18 protein-coding genes are annotated in these 19,110 nt (G+C 66.2%); 7 read left to right on the top strand and 11 right to left on the bottom strand.

Features of this window, described 5'->3' with window-relative positions:
- Positions 1 to 6: 6 nt before the first annotated feature.
- From ACTU6V_RS14860 to ACTU6V_RS14840, 5 genes are all read right to left on the bottom strand, one after another.
- Positions 7 to 615 (bottom strand): LysR substrate-binding domain-containing protein, encoded by a 609-nt coding sequence (locus tag ACTU6V_RS14860; protein WP_443475935.1) that lies wholly within the window; start codon positions 613 to 615, stop codon positions 7 to 9.
- A gap of 23 nt (positions 616 to 638) precedes the next feature.
- Positions 639 to 1,046, bottom strand: coding sequence for a transferase (locus ACTU6V_RS14855; RefSeq protein WP_443468767.1), 408 nt, complete (start codon positions 1,044 to 1,046; stop codon positions 639 to 641).
- Between the two features lie 79 nt (positions 1,047 to 1,125).
- The gene (locus tag ACTU6V_RS14850; RefSeq protein ID WP_443468768.1) at positions 1,126 to 1,899 is read right to left on the bottom strand and encodes a DNA-formamidopyrimidine glycosylase family protein; all 774 of its coding nucleotides are present in this window, start codon (positions 1,897 to 1,899) and stop codon (positions 1,126 to 1,128) included.
- Positions 1,892 to 2,749, bottom strand: coding sequence for an EI24 domain-containing protein (locus tag ACTU6V_RS14845; protein ID WP_443468769.1), 858 nt, complete (start codon positions 2,747 to 2,749; stop codon positions 1,892 to 1,894). Before ACTU6V_RS14845 ends, ACTU6V_RS14850 begins: the two co-directional genes overlap by 8 nt.
- Before the next feature lie 2 nt (positions 2,750 to 2,751).
- Complete coding sequence (locus tag ACTU6V_RS14840; protein ID WP_443468770.1) at positions 2,752 to 7,344, bottom strand: ATP-dependent helicase; 4,593 nt, start codon at positions 7,342 to 7,344, stop codon at positions 2,752 to 2,754.
- A 196-nt stretch (positions 7,345 to 7,540) separates the two neighbouring features.
- Between ACTU6V_RS14840 and ACTU6V_RS14835 the strand changes: the two genes are divergently transcribed.
- Positions 7,541 to 7,798, top strand: coding sequence for a PLD nuclease N-terminal domain-containing protein (locus tag ACTU6V_RS14835; protein ID WP_443468771.1), 258 nt, complete (start codon positions 7,541 to 7,543; stop codon positions 7,796 to 7,798).
- A gap of 94 nt (positions 7,799 to 7,892) precedes the next feature.
- Positions 7,893 to 8,306: a DUF6157 family protein gene (locus ACTU6V_RS14830; RefSeq protein ID WP_443475934.1), complete on the top strand. Its 414-nt coding sequence runs from the start codon at positions 7,893 to 7,895 to the stop codon at positions 8,304 to 8,306.
- 3 nt (positions 8,307 to 8,309) lie between these two features.
- On the opposite strand, the gene ACTU6V_RS14825 is transcribed toward ACTU6V_RS14830, so the two are convergent.
- A complete protein-coding gene (locus tag ACTU6V_RS14825) occupies positions 8,310 to 9,980 on the bottom strand; it encodes an ABC-F family ATP-binding cassette domain-containing protein (protein WP_443475933.1) in 1,671 nt (556 codons plus the stop codon).
- 242 nt (positions 9,981 to 10,222) lie between these two features.
- Between ACTU6V_RS14825 and ACTU6V_RS14820 the strand changes: the two genes are divergently transcribed.
- The gene (locus ACTU6V_RS14820) at positions 10,223 to 10,462 is read left to right on the top strand and encodes a hypothetical protein (protein WP_443475932.1); all 240 of its coding nucleotides are present in this window, start codon (positions 10,223 to 10,225) and stop codon (positions 10,460 to 10,462) included.
- Here ACTU6V_RS14820 and ACTU6V_RS14815 read toward each other — a convergent pair.
- Complete coding sequence (locus ACTU6V_RS14815; protein ID WP_443468775.1) at positions 10,451 to 11,104, bottom strand: alpha/beta hydrolase; 654 nt, start codon at positions 11,102 to 11,104, stop codon at positions 10,451 to 10,453. The two genes, ACTU6V_RS14820 and ACTU6V_RS14815, sit on opposite strands and share 12 nt — an antisense overlap.
- Positions 11,105 to 11,148: 44 nt before the next feature.
- Here ACTU6V_RS14815 and ACTU6V_RS14810 point away from each other — a divergent pair, with 44 nt between their 5' ends.
- Positions 11,149 to 11,748 carry an NUDIX hydrolase family protein gene (locus tag ACTU6V_RS14810; protein ID WP_443468776.1) on the top strand — a complete coding sequence of 200 codons (600 nt, stop codon included), beginning with the start codon at positions 11,149 to 11,151 and terminating at the stop codon, positions 11,746 to 11,748.
- A gap of 66 nt (positions 11,749 to 11,814) precedes the next feature.
- On the opposite strand, the gene ACTU6V_RS14805 is transcribed toward ACTU6V_RS14810, so the two are convergent.
- A complete protein-coding gene (locus tag ACTU6V_RS14805; protein ID WP_443468777.1) occupies positions 11,815 to 12,552 on the bottom strand; it encodes an SDR family NAD(P)-dependent oxidoreductase in 738 nt (245 codons plus the stop codon).
- Positions 12,553 to 12,646: 94 nt separating this feature from the next.
- On the bottom strand, positions 12,647 to 13,714 hold the full coding sequence (locus tag ACTU6V_RS14800) for a threonine aldolase family protein (RefSeq protein WP_443468778.1): 1,068 nt from the start codon (positions 13,712 to 13,714) through the stop codon (positions 12,647 to 12,649).
- A 47-nt stretch (positions 13,715 to 13,761) separates the two neighbouring features.
- Here ACTU6V_RS14800 and ACTU6V_RS14795 point away from each other — a divergent pair, with 47 nt between their 5' ends.
- On the top strand, positions 13,762 to 15,126 hold the full coding sequence (locus ACTU6V_RS14795; protein ID WP_443468779.1) for an MFS transporter: 1,365 nt from the start codon (positions 13,762 to 13,764) through the stop codon (positions 15,124 to 15,126).
- A 38-nt stretch (positions 15,127 to 15,164) separates the two neighbouring features.
- Here ACTU6V_RS14795 and ACTU6V_RS14790 read toward each other — a convergent pair whose 3' ends face one another.
- Positions 15,165 to 15,806 (bottom strand): SDR family NAD(P)-dependent oxidoreductase, encoded by a 642-nt coding sequence (locus ACTU6V_RS14790; protein ID WP_443468780.1) that lies wholly within the window; start codon positions 15,804 to 15,806, stop codon positions 15,165 to 15,167.
- 120 nt (positions 15,807 to 15,926) lie between these two features.
- Positions 15,927 to 17,363, bottom strand: a complete 1,437-nt coding sequence (locus ACTU6V_RS14785) for a DUF6421 family protein (protein WP_443475931.1) — start codon at positions 17,361 to 17,363, stop codon at positions 15,927 to 15,929.
- A 71-nt stretch (positions 17,364 to 17,434) separates the two neighbouring features.
- Between ACTU6V_RS14785 and ACTU6V_RS14780 the strand changes: the two genes are divergently transcribed.
- Positions 17,435 to 17,884 carry an Lrp/AsnC family transcriptional regulator gene (locus ACTU6V_RS14780; RefSeq protein ID WP_443468782.1) on the top strand — a complete coding sequence of 150 codons (450 nt, stop codon included), beginning with the start codon at positions 17,435 to 17,437 and terminating at the stop codon, positions 17,882 to 17,884.
- A gap of 19 nt (positions 17,885 to 17,903) precedes the next feature.
- Positions 17,904 to 19,100, top strand: coding sequence for an MFS transporter (locus ACTU6V_RS14775; protein WP_443475930.1), 1,197 nt, complete (start codon positions 17,904 to 17,906; stop codon positions 19,098 to 19,100).
- Positions 19,101 to 19,110 lie beyond the last annotated feature (10 nt).

The following is a 19,110-nucleotide window of genomic DNA, read 5'->3' as shown; positions in this document are numbered from 1 at the left end:
ACTCGACTAGCGCGAAGAGTTCGCGGAGCGGCCGCGGACGATTCCGATGAAAGTCTCGACGTCCTCCGTCGTGTGCTCTCGCCGCCAGGCGAGCACGACGGGGGACGTTCGTCCTGCAAGCAACGGCCGGTAGCCGACGTCTTTGCGGTGATGGAGCCGCGCCAGTGACATCGGCACCACGACGATTCCGACGCCTGATGCCACGGTCGCGATGGCTTCCTCGGTCGTCGCGATCGGTGCGAACCCCGGTGCGACAGTCGGAAGATCCAGCGGTCCGAGCACGTCATCGCCGGGCGTGATGAGGACTTCGCCGACGAGGTCGTCGGCAGTCAGCTGATCGACAGCCATGAGATGCGACTCTGCGGATGCCACGACGACGGGAACCTCGTCGTACAGCGGGATCACATGCAGGTCGTCGATGTCCTCGAGCGGACGGCGCACGAGCGCAGCATCCACTTCTTCGATCGCAGCGCGCTGCGACGCGAACTCGATCGGCACGATCTCGATCGGGATGCGCGGCATCCGCTGCTTCCACGTGTCGATCCACTTGCCGGCTGTCGCGCCAGGAACGACCCCCAGACGGAAAGTGCGGGGGTCGATCGTGCGCGTTGCCATGGAATCAGGCTACCCGGCGGGGGTCAGGCCGCCAGCCAGAGTCCCTTGCGGTCGGTCGTGATGCGCAGGCCCGCGGCGACGATCTCGTCGTCTCCGATTCGCGCGCCGCGAGCGATGAGTGCTCCCGCGCCGATCTCGGTGCGGACGCCGATGTGGGCGCCGTCTCCGACGGCCGCACCCGCGCCGATGTGCGCGTGCGCGTCGATGTAGGCGTTCTCGCCGATGACGGCGTCTGGTTCGATCCACGCTCCGCGGATCAAGTGGGCGCCTGCACCTACGCGCGCCCCCGGTTCGACATAGGCGCCAACCTCGACAACAGCCTTCGGGTGCACCTTCGCGCCGTGCGCGATCAGCCCTCGGCCGTTGACGTGCTTGCGATAGCGAAGCGTCGCGCCGTGGTCGTCTTCAATATCGATGTAGTTCTTACCCAAGATTCCTCCCAGTCCGGAACTGCCCGGATATAATCACAACCACGAGAATGCCGAATTCATTCCCGAATCGGGATGATCCTCACCGCTGGCAGCTCGGACACCAGAAAGTGACCCGTTCGCGGGTCGGGTCAGCGCCCTGCGCGTCGCGCCGGATGAGTGTTCCGCAGCGGCGACAGGGACGGTTCGCGCGACCGTACACCCAGGTCGTCTGGCCTCGGCGGTTCACTCCGGTGAAGGTGCGATCGACGCGATCGCGGTTCGCGCGGATCGTTCGCGCGCCGAGGTCGAGGAGTGCGCTCGTATCGACGTCGGCAGCCGGAGTGGTCGGCAGGATTCCGCGCAGAAACAGCAGCTCAGCCGCGTACTCGTTGCCGAAGCCGGCGACATTGCGCTGGTCGAGGAGCGCGACGTGGATGCTGCGCGGATCGCTGCTGAGGCGTCTAGCAGCCTCTGCGGCATCCCAGTCTTCCGCGAGCGGATCGGGGCCGAGGTGAGCGGTCAGCTGCGGCTCGTCACGAGTCGGAACCAGAGTGATGTCGGCGATGTCGACCCCGACCGCCTCGTGCGTCCGCGTGCCGACGATTGCGCGGACTCTGAACGCCGGATGCCGCCATTTCTCGCCCGGCCGGTACAGCAGCCAGGCGCCGTCCATGCGCAGATGCGAATGCAGGGTGAAGTCGCCGATGCGCATCAGCAGATGCTTGCCTCGGGCCGCGCACCTGTGGATCGTCGCCCCGGTGAGATCGACGGTGGCGGCCTGGGGCACGCGCAGATCGAAGCGGGTGACCTCGTGCCCCGCAAGTGCCTCATCAAGGCGTCGTGCGGTACGCAGGACGGTATCGCCCTCAGGCACGCGGAGCCTCCGGCGGCGGCGCCGCACCCAGCGTGGGAGGTGTCGCTTCGTGCCGCATCTGAGCCGCGGAAGCGACACTTTGTGACCCCTGCGGCCGCCGTACCGCAGCGTCGGCCTGCGCATCCGTCCGCTGCAGCAGGTCGCGCGCGAGCAGAGTGGAACCGGCGACCGCGGCCGGCATCGTCACGATCGCGCCGAACGGCACGAGGAAGCACAGCTGCGTCGCGACGCCGAAGCCGATCACACGGGCTCGCCCTGCGCGCAGCATCCCGGATCGGGAGTATCCGGTGAGTCCGCGTGCGTCGAATGCGCGCCCCGTGAGCTCGCGTGCGAGCAGCCGGCCGTTGAGGACGACACTGATGACGGATGCCGTGATCCCACCGACCGCGGGAATGAAGCCGATCAACAGCGTGAGAAGGGCGACGAGGATGCCGAGCATGACGAGCCGGATGCCCTCGCCGATGGTCGTCCAAAAGCCGGTCTCACCGGTGGGATCTTCGCCGAGGGAACGCTCGACGCCTCGCCAGATGCGCTGATAGAACGGATCGCCGATCGTCAGCGTGAGCGCCGTGAAGATCGCAGCCGACAGCGCGAGCGCTGCGATCACGATCACCGCTCCCAGGCCGAACCGCAGCCCGCTCCGCCACGGTTCGGTCCAGCCGTCTGCGAACGGCGTCATCCAATCGGTGATCGGCGCGAGCCAGATCATCAGCGGAATCACGGCCACGAGCAGCACCGCCCACGCGATGAACGCGGGAATGAGGCCAAGCGCCATGAGGCGGGTGTGCGTCTTCCACATCCGAAAGCCGCGAAACAGCGTTCCGACACCGGTGAAGAACTCGCTGAACACGATCAGATCGCCTTTCGAAGGGTGAACCCGCGTGGGGTCGCAACGAAGCCCGCTTCCTGCAGGGCGGTCGCGAAGGGCGTGCCGTAGATGGCGTCACCGTTGATCTTCTCGATCGTGAGGGTCTCGAGTCGGCGGGCGCGCGACGTCGCGACGAGATCGGATGCCGCAGCGCGCAGCACTTCCGAGTCGTCGGTGAAAGCCAACACCGTGCGGCCTCCGCGCTCGAGGTAGAGCGTGAGGTCACCGTCGACGAGCACCACCAGGCTGCCCGCCTTACGGCCGGGGCGATGCGAGACGCTCTCGCGCTTCGGCCACGCGAGCGCGGCACCGTAAGGGTTCGCGGGATCGGTTGCCGCGAGTGTGATCGTGCGGAGGGGGGCCGGGTCGGGAAGATTCGCGAAGGTGCGAAGCCGGTCGACAGTTGCGGATGCTGCGAACTGCGCGGCTCCCAGCTGCTCGATGACGTAGCCGCGGCGGCAGTGGCCGGCCTGCTCGAAGCCCGCGAGGATGCGGTACGCCTGAGCGAAGCCACCTGGCATGCCTTCAGACTGCACGGCGCCGCGCGTGACGACGCCGTAGCGGTCGAGGAGGAGACCTGCCGAGACCGTGGCGCGTCGGTTCGCATCGGCGCCGTCGCTCGGGGAGGACTGCGGCAGAAGCGACCAGCGGCCACCTGTTGCCGTCGGCCGTGGGGCCGGATTGCCGGTGAACGAGACTCCGCGGAACGTTCGCGTGCGCGGCGCCCGTCGCACGGACTTATGCGCCTGCGAACCGCCCGCGAGAAGCGTGCGCACGGGAGCGAAGGTGTCGTTGGTGACCCGCCCCGACCAGGTCAGGTTCCAGAGTGCCTCGAGCACGGACTGCTCGTTCTCGGCGGCGACCATCTCTTTCAGCTGCGCCGCAAAATATGCCCCTCCGCGGGCCAGAGCCGCAAGCAGCGCGCTCTCGAGCTCATCGGGCGTCTCGTCGTCTGCCACCGGGAGCGTGAAAGATGCGACATCGGAGGGATGCAGCGACACCCAGCCATCTCTTCCAGGCAGAGTGCCGTGGCCTGCCCAGACGACCTCACCGCTGGAGGTGAGCTCATCGAGCAGCGCGGGGGAGTAGTCGCGCACCCGCGACGGCAGGACGAGCGTCTCCCACGCGCTGGCGGGAATGGGAACGCCGGCCAGTTGCTCGATCACGGCCAGTACGCCGTCGACTCCTTCGAGGGGCCGCGTGAGGTGCTGCCAATCCGGGAGGAATCGCGCATACGCGTCGGGAGAGACCGGCTCGACGCTGCCGCGGATCGCTGCGAGCGAGCGCATCCGCAAGCGCCGCAGCACTTCGGTGTCGCACCACTCGTTCTCGGTGGCAGACCCGGCAGCATCGGGCAGAAAATATCCGCTCGTGATGCGCCCGGACTGCTCGAGGCGCTGCAGAGTGTGGCGCGCGACAGCTGTGCCGATCCCGAAGCGGGTGGCGACAGCATCCGTGGTGAAAGGGCCGTGCGTGCGCGCGTGACGAGAGGCGAGGTCGCCGAGCGGATCGGCGACCGGTTCGAGGAAAGCGACCGGGATGCCGGTGGGCAGCGCCGCCCCGAGCGCGTCGCGGAGCCGCCCCGCATCTTCGATCGCGGCGACGCGCAGAGTGCCCGCGATGATCACCGGGATCGCGCGGCGCGCCGCGATGAGAGCGTCGAGGTGGAGCTGGGCCTCTTCTGCGGACTCGGACTCCAGGCGGGCCGCGACCTCGGTGGCATCGAGCGGCCCGAGAGTGCGCAGCAGGTCGGCGACTCCCTCTGCGCCACGTGCGTGGCGTTCGGAATCGAGCCGCTGCGCCTCGCGTTCGAACTGCGCGATGACGTCGGGGTCGAGCAGCTCGCGCATCTCGACCGTGCCGAGAAGCTCTCCGAGCAGCGCCGGATCCACCGACAGTGCGGCGGCGCGACGCTCTGCGAGAGGTGAGTCTCCCTCGTACATGAAGGCGCCGACGTAGCCGAACAGCAGATCACGGGCGTACGGTGATGGCTGCGCGGGTTCTGTCTCGACCAGTCGCACGCGGCGCTCAGCGATGGCTGTGGTCAGTCGCCGCAGCGACGGCAGATCGTAGACATCTTGCAGCACCTCGCGGAGAGTCTCGAGGATCACCGGGAAGGTCGGGTGGCGTCTGGCCACCTCGAGCAGCTGGGCGGAGCGCTGCCGCTGCTGCCAGAGGGGAGTGCGCTTGTTCGGGTTCATCCGCGGCATGAGCAGCGCGCGTGCGGCGCACTCGCGGAACCGTGAGGCGAACAGCGCTGAGCCGCCCACCTCTGCGGTGACGATGTGCTCGATCTCGTCAGCATCGAAGACGAACAGTTCGGCTCCGGGTGGTTCAGCGTCAGCATCCGGAATACGAACGATGATCCCGTCATCGCTGGCCACGGCGGATCCTTCGACGCCGAGACGTTCGCGAACCCGTGCGTTGAGTGCCAGTGCCCACGGGGCGTGCACTTTCATGCCGTACGGGGAATGCAAGATGACGCGCCAGTCGCCGACCTCATCACGGCCGCGTTCGACCGTGAGGTTGCGGTCGGTCGGGAGGGTGCCGGTGGCTTCGCGCTGCTCCTTCAGATGTGCGACCAGGTTCGCCCGAGCCTGCTCGTCGAGCCCTGCCTCGATGAGGCGCTGGGCAGCCTTCTCTGGCGGTGCGGCATCGACTTCACGCGAGAATGCTCCGAGTGCCTCGCCGAGCTCGTATGGCCTGCCGATGCCGTCGCCGTGCCAGAACGGCACCTTGCCCGGTTGTCCGTACGCAGGCAGTACGTTCACTCGGTCGTGGGTGATCTCGGCGATCCGCCAGCTCGTCGTGCCGAGGGTGAAGACGTCGCCCACGCGCGACTCGTAGACCATCTCTTCGTCGAGCTCGCCGACGCGCCTGCCTGCACCCTCGCCGGCGACGAAGACCCCGAACAGTCCTCGGTCGGGGATCGTGCCGCCGCTCGTGACAGCGATCCGCTGTGCGCCGGGGCGACCGGTGAGGGTTCCGGCATCTCGGTCCCAGACGAGCCGGGGCCGAAGCTCTGCGAACTCATCAGAAGGGAACCGTCCGGCGAGCAAATCGAGCGTTGCTTCGTAGGCCGAACGGGGCAGCGACTGGAACGGTGCCGAGCGGCGAACGGTCTCGAACCACTCCTCGACGTCGATCGCATCCAGCGCGCAGGCCGCGACCGTCTGCTGGGCGAGGATGTCGAGCGGGTTGCGCGGCACCGCAATCGCTTCGATCTTTCCCGCCAGCATCCGCTCGGTGACGATCGCGGTGTGCAGCACGTCGCCGCGATGCTTGGGGAAGAGGGCCGCGCGGCTGATCTCGCCGACCTGGTGACCGGCGCGGCCGACGCGCTGCAGTCCGGATGCAGCGGACGGCGGCGCCTCAACTTGGATGACGAGATCGACCGCGCCCATGTCGATGCCGAGCTCGAGGCTGCTGGTCGCGACCACGCACCGCAGGACGCCCGACTTCAGCTCTTCTTCGACGAGTGCGCGCTGCTCTTTCGAGACCGAGCCGTGGTGCGCCTTGGCGAGCACGGGATCGGCGCCCGCTGTGGACCCGGCCTGCGCCATCATCGCGGCAGGCGGAGCGGATGCGTCGGGAAGCGGCGCACCGATCCGCTCGGAGTAGATCTCATTGAGTCGCCCCGTCAGACGTTCGGCGAGGCGCCGGGAGTTCGAGAAGACGATGGTCGAGTTGTTCTGCAGGATGCGGTCGACGATGGCCTCTTCGACATGCGGCCAGACCGAACCGGTGACCTCGGTGTACTCGGTCTCGTCCACTCCGACCCCTGAGCTTGTCGAAGGGGCCGGTGCACCCGGGGGCGCAGGCGGGTTGGTCATGTCGTCCATCGGGACCACGACGTTCAGCTCGAACGTCTTGGATGCTTTCGGGGCGACGATCTCGACCGGCGCTGACCCGCCCAGGAATCGGGCGACCTCATCGATCGGTCGCACGGTTGCAGACAGGCCGATGCGCTGCGCCGCAGCATCCGCCCCCGCCGCGCGTCGCAGGGAATCCAGGCGTTCCAGGCTCACCGCGAGATGCGCGCCGCGCTTGGTGGCGGCGACAGCGTGCACCTCGTCGATGATCACGGTGTGCACACCGCGCAGGGTCTCGCCGGCCCGACTCGTGAGCATCAAATAGAGCGATTCGGGCGTCGTGATGAGGATGTCGGGTGGGTTCGCGACGAGCTTGCGCCGATCGCTCGAGGTCGTGTCTCCCGAGCGCACGCCGACAGTCACGCCGGGAGCGGCGATGCCGAGGCGTCGGGCGGACTGACCGATGCCGACGAGCGGTGAGCGCAGGTTGCGCTCGACGTCGACACCCAGCGCCTTCAGCGGGGAGATGTAGAGGATACGGGTGCCCGCAGCATCCGGCTCCTCGACCTTCTCGCGGAACACGCTGTCGATCGCCCAGAGGAAAGCGGACAGCGTCTTTCCCGATCCCGTTGGAGCAACGACCAGCGCGTGCTTGCCTGCCGAGATTGCCTCCCACGCGCCTGCCTGCGCATTGGTGGGCGCGGCGAAGGCACCGCGGAACCAGTCCTGGGTCGCGGGGGTGAAACGGTCGAGCACATCTCTCACATCTCCATCATTGTCGGTGTGGCCGACATTGCGCGTGGTCCATCGACATGTCCGCCGAAAACGCCGGAACGGACTTTGGTCCGAAGTCCTCAACACTCGTGTGCGCATCTCCATCCCCACGGGATTGGATCGGCTGTCTCGTTCGTATCGCTTTCGGCAGTCGTGGAAAGAGACCGTCCCTGACTAGGATCAGAGCATGCCGGCGACCGTCAACAATCCGCTGCTGCCAGCCGCGTATGACATCACGTGGTCCGTGGCTGTTGTCGCTGTGCTGCTGCTCATGGTCATCGCGCTGATTTCAATCGCCCGGACGGCCAAGCGGATCACCTCACCACAGGCGCTGATCTGGACGCTCGTCGCAATCTTCGTTCCTTTGGTGGGGCCGTTGTCGTGGCTCTTCATCGGACGTCGTTCTGCGAATCAGGCGCTCGACACCGTTCAGCCGACGCCATAATTGCCGTCGCGCTTTGGCGGTCTGATGCTCCAGCAGCAACTCTGATCTTGCCTCCACTATCGACAATGTCAGCCGCGGGGTAGATGGTGGTGTCATGGCTGAGCACACGACGAACTACCAGAGCACTTTCATCGAGGTGTCGGAGGACTGTCCGATCGATCACGGCGCGGAGCCGCCGATCGCCGAGAACCTCTCGATCGCCGCTCTGCACTACCGGCTGCTCTCCGAGCGACCGTACGGATTGACCTCCGACGACGTGCTCTTCGAGACGCATGCGCTGCGCAAGGGCATCGATGCGGACGATGCCGAAGCCAGAGCCGAGTTCTTCTCGAAGGGCCAGACTTGCCTGCGCTCCTCGCCGCTCAGCAAGCGCTACGGCTGGGGCACGCACCACGACGCCGAAGGCCGCGTTGCGCTGGTGCCGCGCGACTCTGAAGAGTACGCATCCCTCGCCGCTGACCCCTCGCTCGCACACGCCCGGGCGATGCGCAGCAGTCGCGCGCAGTAGCGCTCACCTCAGCTCGTTCAGCCGCCCCTCCGCATCGATCTCGAGGGTGAGATCGATGCCCAACCGCGCCAGGAACGCATCGTCGTGGCTGACGATCAGCACGGCGCCTCGGTATGCGCGCAGCGCCTCCACCAGGTGATCGACCGTGTCGAGATCGAGGTTGTTCGTCGGCTCATCCAGCACCACGAGGTGCGGGGCGGGATCGGCGAGCAGGAGTTTCGCCAATGCGATGCGGAATCGCTCGCCGCCAGAGAGCGATGACACGGCTCTGTCAGCCGTGGCCCCGCGAATCAGGAACCGGGCGAGCCGGTTGCGCAGCTCTTTCTCGGGGATCGATGGCGCAGCCTTCGCGATGTTCTCGATCGCGGACCGGGCGTCGTCGAGGCCGTCGATCCGCTGCGGCAGGTATCCGACGCGATCGGTGTGCGCTGTCGCCTGCGCATAACTCCTGAGGAACTCGGGTTCTGCGGGGTTGCCGGCCGAATCGACAAGGATCTGAGAAAAAGTTCCGGAGTTATGCAGCGCGGCAGACGCGACCAGCCGCTGCAGTAACGTCGTCTTGCCTGCCCCGTTGCGACCGATCAGCGCCACGCGCTCCGGGCCCTGGACGACCCAGGAACGCTCCTGGTCACCCAACATCGCGATGCGGCGAGACGCGGACACCTCAGGATCGGGCAGCTCGATCTTCATGGTGGCATCCGAACGCACCCGATGGCCGGCATCATCGAGACGAGTCCGTGCCGCGGACTCTTTCTCTGCAACCTCCGTGCGCAGCCGGCCGGCAGACACCTGCGCAGCCATCTTCCGACCATTGGCGACGATCTTGGGAACGCGCTTCTCGACGAAGGCCTTGCGTCCCATCTGAGCTCGGGCCGCCAGCTTCGACTCCGCCTCGATCCGCTGTCGCTTCTCCTTCTTAAGAGTCTGCTTCGCGTCGCGCTCATCCTGTCGCGCGGCATCCTGCTCGGCATCCAGCCAGGCGCGCCACTGCGAATACGGACCGCCGAACACGTTCAAGTCGCGCCCGTACAGCTCAGCGGTGTTGTCCATCAGCTCGAGCAGCGACACATCGTGACTGACGACGATGAGCGTGCCCCTCCACGGCCGCACCATGTCGGCGAGCTTCGCGCGCGCATCACGATCGAGGTTGTTCGTCGGCTCATCGAGCAGCGTGATCGGTGCGCGACGCAGACGGATGCCGGCGATCGCGACGAGCACGGACTCCCCGCCTGAGAGCTCGCCGACGCGGCGGTCGAGGAACGAGGGATCAAGGCCAGCCTCGGCGAGAGACGCTTCGGCTCGCGCCTCGATATCCCAGTCGTCGCCGACCGCGTCGAAGTGTGCGGGGTCGACGTCGCCCGAGGCGATGGCGCGCACGGCGTCGAGCGCGCCATCGACGCCGAGAAGCTCCGCCACGCGTCGGTCGACATCGAGCGTCAACTGCTGCGGCAGGTAGGCCACATCTCCCGTGGTCGTGATGGAGCCCGACGTCGGCGCGAGCGTGCCGGCGATCAGGCGTAGCAACGTGGACTTGCCTGATCCGTTTCGTCCGACGAGTCCGGTGCGTCCGGTGCTGAACGCGCCCGATATGCCGTCGAGCGCAGTGGAGCCATCCGGCCAGGTGAAGGTGAGGCGGTCGAGGGTGACCGATGCGTGGGGGGTCGGTGTTGACATGGTTGTCTCCGGGAGTGTGCGGGTGCACTGACACCGGTCGCCGAACGAGCGCCAGAGATGGCGGGGCGAAACCGTACAGGAAGGGTCGTGTCAGCGCGCGGAAAGAGGGGCGCGGAGGCAACGACTCAGATCAATGAACTTCCAAACACGGCGGACAGGACTCATCGATGCTACCCGGGCGTGTCGCGCGGCGCAAGGGATGCGGGTGTCGCGCAGTGCACTCGGGGTCGTACGGTGGAGTCATGGCTGACGATCGCATGAGTGGCAACGAGATGCGCCAGCGCCTGAGGTGGGGCGCTGGCATCGCGATCGGTATGGGGGTCGGTGTGGCGATGGGGTCAGCGCTCGACAATATGGGCGCTGGCATCGCGATCGGTATCGCGATCGGCATCGTCTTCGCGATAGCCATCGGCTCGGTCGGCAAGCGCCGCAAGCCTCGGGGCGATGACGAGAGTGCAGACGAGGACGACTCAGTCGGCTGACTCGTCGCGCCACTTCTCGAGGAAGATGCGCACATCGTGCAGCTCGTCTTCGGACACACTGTGCGTGAGTCCGGGATAGACCCGCCCGGTGAGCTCTGAGTGGTCGGGAAGCCACTGCGAGGTGTGATCGATCAGCGGCTCGGGGATGACATCGTCGTGCGTGCCCCGGCCCCAGAACACCTTCGGTCGTGAAGTGCGCAGGTCCTCATCGTCTGGCAGACCGCCCGGCGTCGCGTACCCGCTGAGGGCGACGATCGCACTGAAGCGCGCAGCATCCAACCGCATCGCCTGCAGGGACACTGCCGCGCCCTGCGAAAAGCCGAGCAGTGCGATCTTCGGGGCGCTAGCGGCCTCGGCATCGATCCAGCGCAGGAGCGCCTCGGCTGCATCGGTCACGCCATCAGGATGGCGCCCGTTGATGCCTTCGATCGGATACCAGGATCGACCGGGCGCCGGCCACGGCGGCGATAGCGGTGCGGCGACGGATGCCACTGCGATTCCCTCTGGCAGAAACGGGCGCAGTCCGAAGAGGTCGTTCTCGTCGGAGCCGTAGCCGTGCAACAGCACCAGAAGCGGCAGGCCGTCGCGTTCTGCGGGGGCCCAGCGGGTCGCATTCGCATCGATCGAAAGAGAGTTGCTCACATGCCCATCCTGCCAGCGGCGACCGACACTGGTAGAAATGGAGCATGGCGGTGCGCACACCAGATCCAGATCCCGACGACGAGGGCGACGACCTCTCGCAATTCGCAGAGCTGCCCGCTGATGCCAGCAACCCCGGCTGGCTGAGCGAGTTCGAACTCGCCGACGCGCGCCGCAGGCTGCCGATGCTCTACGTCGAAGCGATCCCTGTGCGTACCGACGGGCTCGGGGAGGTCACCGAGATCGGCATGCTGCTGCGCTCGACTCCGATGGGAGAGATGACCCGCACGATCGTGTCCGGTCGCGTGCGCTTCGGTGAGACGGTGCGCGATGCGCTGTTCCGTCACGTCGAGAACGACCTGGGTCCGATGGCGTTCCCGCTGATGCCTCCTCAGCCGACGCCGTTCACGGTGGCCGAGTACTTCCCGATGCCAGGCCTGAGTGCTTTTCATGACGAGCGACAGCACGCGGTGTCGCTCGCGTTCGTCGTGCCGGTGACCGGCACCTGCGAACCTCGCCAGGACGCCCTCGAGGTCACCTGGTTCTCGCCGGAGGAAGCGGCATCCGACGCCGTCGCCGCCGAGATGGAGGGTGGCCGCGGGGCGTTGATCCGCACTGCGCTCGCGAGCCTGGGGCTCCTCCGGTAGGGCGCAGCTTCCGATAGAACGCAGAGCGGCGAGCCCCGAAGGGCCCGCCGCGTGCATTCAGGTGTATCAGCCTGCGGTGTAGCCGCCGTCGACCACGAACTCGCCACCCGTGGCGAAGCTCGCGTCATCGCTGGTGAGGAAGGTGATCATCGCGGCGATCTCCTCCGGCTTGCCGAGACGGCCGACCGGGGTGCCTGCGATGAGCCCTGCGCGGTCAGCGTCGCCGAGGATCGGTGTGTCGATGAATCCGGGGTGTACGGAGTTCACGCGCACGCCCTCCTTCGCCCAGCCGAGCGCCGTGGTCTTGGTGAGCAGCCGCACAGCGCCCTTGGCCGCGTGGTAAGCGGGGCTCACGCCAGAGCCGACGATGCCGTACATCGAGCTGATGTTCACGACTGAGCCGTTGCCGCTCTTCTTCAGTGCGTCACCCGCGGCCTTCATGCCGAGGAACACGCTGGTCTGAGTGACAGCGACGACCTTGTCCCAGGTCGCGAGAGTGGTGACTTCGATCGGCTCGGTGTCACCGATACCGGCGTTGTTCACGAGGATGTTCAGTCCGCCGAAGGCATCGACAGTCTTTGCGACAGCATCCGCCCAACCCTCTTCGCTCGTGACATCAAGATGGATGAACAGCGCCTTGCCGCCGTCCTTCTCGATCTCGGAGACGACCTGTGCGCCGAGGTCATCCTGCACATCGGCGATCACGACCGTTCCGCCCTCGGATGCGATTCGCAGTGCTGTTGCCTTGCCGATTCCGCTTGCGCCACCCGTGACCAGGGCGACACGTCCGTCGAAACGAGTCATGATCTCCTCTTTCCTTGTGGGATGCGGCCGGCGGATGCCGTGCCGTGTCTTCAGTACAACATCGGAGGCGTATTTATATTCCTTTGAATGAATATCAGGCGGTGGTGAGGCGCCCGATCTCGGCGACGAACGCGTCGACGTCTGCCTCCTGCGTGTCGAAGCCGCACATCCAGCGCACCTCGCGGCGCGCGGCATCCCAGTCGTAGAACCGGAAGGACTTGCGCAGCTGGTCGGCGACTCCATCGGGGAGCGTGGCGAAGATGCCGTTGACCTGGGTCGGCTGGGTGAATTCGACACCGCGGATGCTTCCGTCGGCAAGGCCCGCCGCGATGGACCCACGCAGACGTGCGGCCATCGCGTTGGAGTGGCGGGCGTTGCGCAGCCACAGGTCGCCCTCGAGGAGGGCGATCAGCTGAGCAGAGACGAAGCGCATCTTCGAGGCCAGCTGCATGGAGTATTTGCGGCTGTAGATCAGACCATCGGATGCTTCGCCGTTGAGCACGACGATCGCTTCGCCGAGCATGGCGCCGTTCTTGGTGCCGCCGAAGCTGAGCACATCGACCCCGGCGTCTCGCGTGAAGTCCGCCAACGGCAGGTTCAGGGCGGCGGCGGCATTGGAGAGGCGAGCGCCGTCCATGTGCAGGCGCATGCCGTATCCGTGAGCGTGGTCGGCGAGAGCCCGGATCTCATCGGGCGTGTAGAGCGTGCCGAGTTCGGTCGACTGTGTGATCGAGACGACCAGGGGCTGTGCGCGGTGCTCGTCGCCCCAGCCCCAAGCCTCGCGGTCGACGAGTTCGGGGGTGAGCTTGCCGTCCTCGGTCGGGACGGTCAGCAGCTTCATCCCGCCCATGCGCTCGGGGGCGCCGCCCTCATCGACATTGATGTGCGCTGTGGATGCCGCGACCACCGCACCCCAGCGGGGGAGCATCGACTGCAGTCCCACGACGTTGGCGCCGGTGCCGTTGAAAACAGGGAAGGCCTGGATGCCGTTGCCGAAGTGGCCGCGGAAGACCTCTTGCAGGCGCTCGGTGTATTCGTCTTCGCCGTAGGCGCTCTGGTGGCCGTTGTTCGCCGCGACGATGGCCGCGAGAACTTCAGGATGGATGCCGGAGTAGTTGTCCGACGCGAAGCCCCGGATCGCGGGGTCATGCAGAGTGTTCACCGAACCAGCCTATGTGCAATGTCGGAGGCCGCAGCTAGTCTTTTCGCATGGAACGAGCCATAGCCAGGCGAGCATTCGCGGGCGTTCTCGTCAACACCCTCATCGCCAATGTGACGACGAGCTTTCTGTGGTTCGCTCTGACCTTCTGGGTGTACATCGAGACGCGGTCCGTGCTCGCCACGGGCATCATCGGCGGGGCGTACATGCTGCTCGTAGCGGCGTTCGCGATGGTGTTCGGCGCGGTGGTCGATCGGCACCGTAAACACGCGGTGATGCTGCTTTCGAGTGTGGTCTCGGCAGTGGCTTTCGGCATTGCCGGGGTCTTCTACCTGTTCTTCACTGAAGAACAGCTCCTCGACCTGGGCGCACCCTGGTTCTGGTTGTTCGCCGTGATCATCCTGTTCGGTGGAGTGATCGAGCAACTGCGCAACATTGCGCTGTCGACGACGGTCACCCTGCTCATCGAAGAAGACAAGCGCGCCAATGCCAACGGACTCGTCGGCACTGTGCAGGGCATCGCATTCCTCGTGACCAGCGTCTTCTCAGGCCTGTCGATCGGTTTCCTCGGCATGGGGTGGACGCTGATCATCGCGATCGTCTTCATGGCGCTGACCGTCGTGCATCTGCTGTTCATCCGGATTCCAGAGGCCGAACCGGTGCCCGACCCGAACTCATCGGGTGTGCTCGACCTGCGCGGCAGCATTCAGGCGATTCGGCTGGCACCGGGTCTTTTCGCGCTCATCATCTTCTCGACATTCAACAACCTCATCGGCGGTGTCTACATGGCGCTGATGGACCCGTACGGGCTGACGCTCTTCGACGCCCAAATGTGGGGGATCGCGCTCGCGTTCGGGTCGACGGGCTTCCTCATCGGCGGCGCGCTGGTCGCGAAGTTCGGTCTGGGTAAGAAGCCGGTGCGCACGATGCTGACCGTCGTGATCGCGATGGGTCTGCTCGGCTCGGTCTTCATGCTCCGGGAATGGTGGCCGCTGTACGTCATCGGCATCTGGCTCTACATGTGCCTCGTCCCGCCGGTCGAAGCCGCAGAGCAGACCGTGATCCAGAAGGTCGTGCCGTTCGCGCGTCAGGGCCGCGTATTCGGCACGGCGGCGGCATTCGAGGCTGGTGCTGCACCGATCACAGCGTTTCTCATCGCGCCGATTGCCGAGTTCTTCGTGATCCCATACATGAACAGCGCCGACGGGCAGCGACAGTGGGGCTGGCTGCTGGGCGAGGGAGACGCGCGGGGCATCGCACTGCTGTGCCTGTTCGCAGGACTGATCATGGTGGTCGCTGCTGGTCTGGCGTTCTTCACTCGCTCATACCGCAAGCTCACGAAACTCTACGAACGGGCACCGGAGCAGCAGATCCCCACAGCAACCGGCGCGGACGAACCGCACGAGACGAAATAGACAACCGCAGCGGGCTGCGGTTCCCGGGTTCGCGCCGCTCAGGCCAGGTCGATCACGCGGTCGTTGAGGTCTGCGGCTTCGGCATCCCACAGGCCCGCGACGGCGGTCGCGAGCGCATCCGGTTCCAGCGCTTTCGCCCGGAAGACGACGGATGCTGCGTGCAGCGGTTCACCAGCATCCCGAGCAGTTTTCGCGAATCCATGCGCGACGGCGCGTGCCCACGCCTCGCTGGCAGCCTTCACCGCCGCGTAATTCGCGCCTCCCGCAAGGGGGTGGGCGACCGCAGTGGACGACACGATTGCGAAACGGCCAGCATCCGATGACTGCAGCAGAGAGTCGAAAGCACGCGAGGTGGCGCGAACCGCCTCGAGGGCCGGAAGCAGCGCGGCAAAGTCCGCATCCGACTGCCCGGCGAGACCTCCGCCTCCGCGCCATCCGCCGACCAGCGAGATCACGCCATCGACGGGGCCGAGCTTTGCGGCGAGGGCCGTCATGTCGTCGAACGAAGTCGCATCGGTCACCGCGACCTGGGCCCCGACGTCGCTAAGCGGTTGGAGCCGTTCGGCCGACCGCCCAGTCGCGATCACCCGTGCCCCGGCGCCGGCCAGGGCACGCGCAACTGTGAGCCCCGCTGCGCTCGTCGCGCCCGCGAGCAGAACGACGCGTCCTCGTGCGCTCATTGCTTCGTCCCTGCGTTCTGGGTGTGCAACAACCTCGGAGAAAAGCTCTTGACTCGGATCAATCGCGCCGATTGATCCGAATATGCAGCACTTCTCCGAACAAGCAGCACACCACCGAGGTCACTCATCGCCCGCACGGATCCCCGCGGTCGACTCGATCACCGGCCGCATCTTCTTCTCGAGCGCCTCGAAGAACATCGACAGCGGGAACTCGTCATCCAGCACCGCGTCGGTATATCCCTTGGGGAGGCCGGCGAGAACTTCGTCCGTGAGTCCGCGAGCCCAGACGGATGCCGGGTTCGGTGCAAGCACGCTGCTGATCAGCTCGTAGGCTGCGAGCCAGTGCGCCTTCTTCGGGCGATCGATCGAGCGCCAGTAGAGGTCGTTCACCGCGTCGCTGAGTGCGATCACGGATTCCGGCACGCCCTCCCAGTCAAAGGTGAGCTGCGTGTCGGTCCAGTGCAGCACGCCGTGCTGGTGAAGCCACGCGAACAGCAGCTGACCGCCCAGGCCGTCGTAGTTGCGCACGCGCGAACCGGTGATCGCGAAGCGGAAGATCCGGTCGAAGATCACTGCGTACTGCACGAGGGATGCGTGCTCGAGCATCTCCCGCTCGGCATCCGACAGATCGTCACGGGCAGCCAGGCGCTTCTCGATCGCCACCGACTCGCGGAACGCGGTCAGATCGCACCGCAACTCCTCGAGCGAGTAGAGGAAGAACGGCATCCGCTGCTTGATCATGAACGGGTCGAAGGGCAGGTCCCCGCGCATGTGCGTGCGGTCGTGGATGATGTCCCACATCACGAACGTCTTCTCGGTGAGGTCTTGGTCATCCAGCATCCGCGCCGCGTCAGCCGGCAGATCGAGCTTGGTGATCTCGGATGCTGCACGCACCACGCGCCGGTAGCGCGCAGCCTCGCGGTCCTGGAAGATCGCGCCCCAGGTGAAGGTGGGGATCTCGCGCATCGCGACGGTCTCGGGGAACAGCACCGCGGAGTTCGTGTCGTATCCGGGCGTGAAGTCGATCAGTCGCAGCGAGACGAACAGCTTGTTGGCGTAGTCGCCCGCCTCGAGCTCGGCGATGAATTCCGGCCAGATCGTTTCGACGATGAGCGCCTCGACCAGCCGATCGGATGACCCGTTCTGGGTGTACATCGGGAACACGACGAGGTGCCGGATACCGTCGATGCGGTGCTGCTGCGGCTGGAAGGCGACGAGCGAGTCGAGGAAGTCCGGGACGCCGAAGCCCTCTGACGCCCACCGCTCGAAATCGCGAATGGATGCCGCAAGGTACTCGGCATCGTGCGGGAAAGCGGCGGAGAGGGCGCGGATGCCGGCGATGAGAGCTGTGACGTGGTCGCGCGCCGCATCGTGCGCCCCTTCGATCCCTGAGCCGGTCGAAGGGTCGGGAATCGAGCCGTCCTTGACCTGCAGTTCGCGGATCGCGATGGCGGCGTCCTTCAGCATCTGCCATGCAGTGCTGGTCTCGGCGAGGGCTGCATCTTCGACGACCTCGGGCTCGCCGATGATGGCTGTGTTCTGAAGGGGAGTGGACATCGGGACCTCCGATCGTGGACTCAGCGGAAAATATCCGGTGGAATGTGACGTACACCGATATTCTTCCATCTATGGAAGATGCTGTCGACCGCCAGATCCTCACCGAGATCTCTCGCGATGCGCGCGCGACGCTCGCGCAGCTGTCTGAGGCGGTGGGGATGTCGACCTCCGCAGTGCAGAGCAGGCTGCGCAGGCTCGAATCTCGGGGTGTGATCGCGGGGTATCGCCCGATCCTCGACGCTGAGGCCGTCGGCAAACCGCTATCTGCATTCATCGAGATCACCCCCCTCGACCCTGGTCAGCCCGACAATGCCCCCGAGCTGCTCGAGCACATGACCGAGATCGAGGCCTGTCACTCGATTGCGGGCAACGCGAGCTACATGCTGTTCGTGCGCGTGGCGGCTCCGCGAGCGCTCGAGAAGCTGGTGGGCGACATCCGCCTCGCGGCGAACGTCAGCACGCACACCACGGTCGTGTTGCAGACCTACTACGAGAACAGGCCGATCTCCGTCGACGGCTAGGCTTTCGTTGAAGGAGAACATGAACCGATCCATCCCCCAACGGCAGCTTGCGCTCGCCGCACTTTTTCTCGTTCCGGGGATCGGCATCGCCTCCTGGGTCACGCGTACGCCCGATATCCGCGATCTTCTCGGCGCTTCGACGTTCGAGATGGGTCTCGTGCTGTTCGGACTGTCGCTGGGCTCGATGCTGGGCATTCTCGTCTCAGGCCCGCTCGTCGCTCGTTTCGGCGCGCGACCGATCATCGCGGCGGGAGCGATCAGCGTCGCCCTGAGCATGCCGTTGATCGGCATCGGGGCTGGAGTCTCCGAAGCGCTGATCGCTGCTGCTGGGCTGTTCCTCTTCGGCGCGGGCATGGGCGGCGGCGAGATCGCGCTCAATGTCGAAGGTGCCGACATCGAACAGGTGACTGGGCGCTCTTTTCTTCCGCGACTGCATGGCTTCTTCAGTCTCGGCACCGTCATCGGTGCACTGGTCGGGATCGCCGCAACGGCGACGTCTTTCCCGGTGAGCATCCACATGGTCATCATCGGGGTGCTCGCCCTTATCGCGGTGTGCCTCGCCATGCCGCGAATTCCGTCGGGAACCGGACGCACGCCGCGGGAGGCCTCCGGATCTCCTCGCGCAGCGCGGGCACAGCTGTGGCGCGATCCGACGGTGCTGCTGATCGGCGTGATCATCCTGGCAATGGCGCTCGCCGAAGGCACCGCGAACGATTGGCTTCCTCTCGTGATGGTCGACGGGCACGGGTTCGATGCTGCATCGGGATCAGCGATCTACGCGGTGTTCGCCGCTGCGATGACGACGGGCCGATTCGTCGGCGGATGGTTCATCGATCGTTTCGGCCGCGCGGCCGTGCTCTGCGCAAGCGGAGTGTTCGGTGCGATCGGGCTGGCTCTGATCATCTTCGTGGACAACCCGGTCATCGCGACCGCGGCGGTGCTGCTGTGGGGGCTGGGCGCGTCGCTGGGCTTCCCCGTGGCGATCTCTGCCGCCGGTGACTCCGGTCCGGATGCTGCGGCGCGAGTATCGCTGGTGGCGACTCTCGGCTACGTGGCGTTCCTGGTCGGTCCGCCCGCGCTCGGCTTCTTCGGCGATGAGTTCGGCCTTCGCTCAGCACTGATCATTCCCTTCGTGCTGGTTGCGCTCGCCGCATTCGCGGCGCTCGCCTACGGACGCAGGACGCGCGTGCACCTCGAAGTCGAGCGCGCCGCCTGAGTGCGCGCTC

Source organism: Microbacterium zouquanmingi (genome assembly GCF_052266675.1).
Taxonomy (GTDB): domain Bacteria; phylum Actinomycetota; class Actinomycetes; order Actinomycetales; family Microbacteriaceae; genus Microbacterium.
The sequence above is the reverse complement of the archived record's forward strand: the minus strand, read 5'-3'. Positions and strand labels throughout refer to the sequence as shown.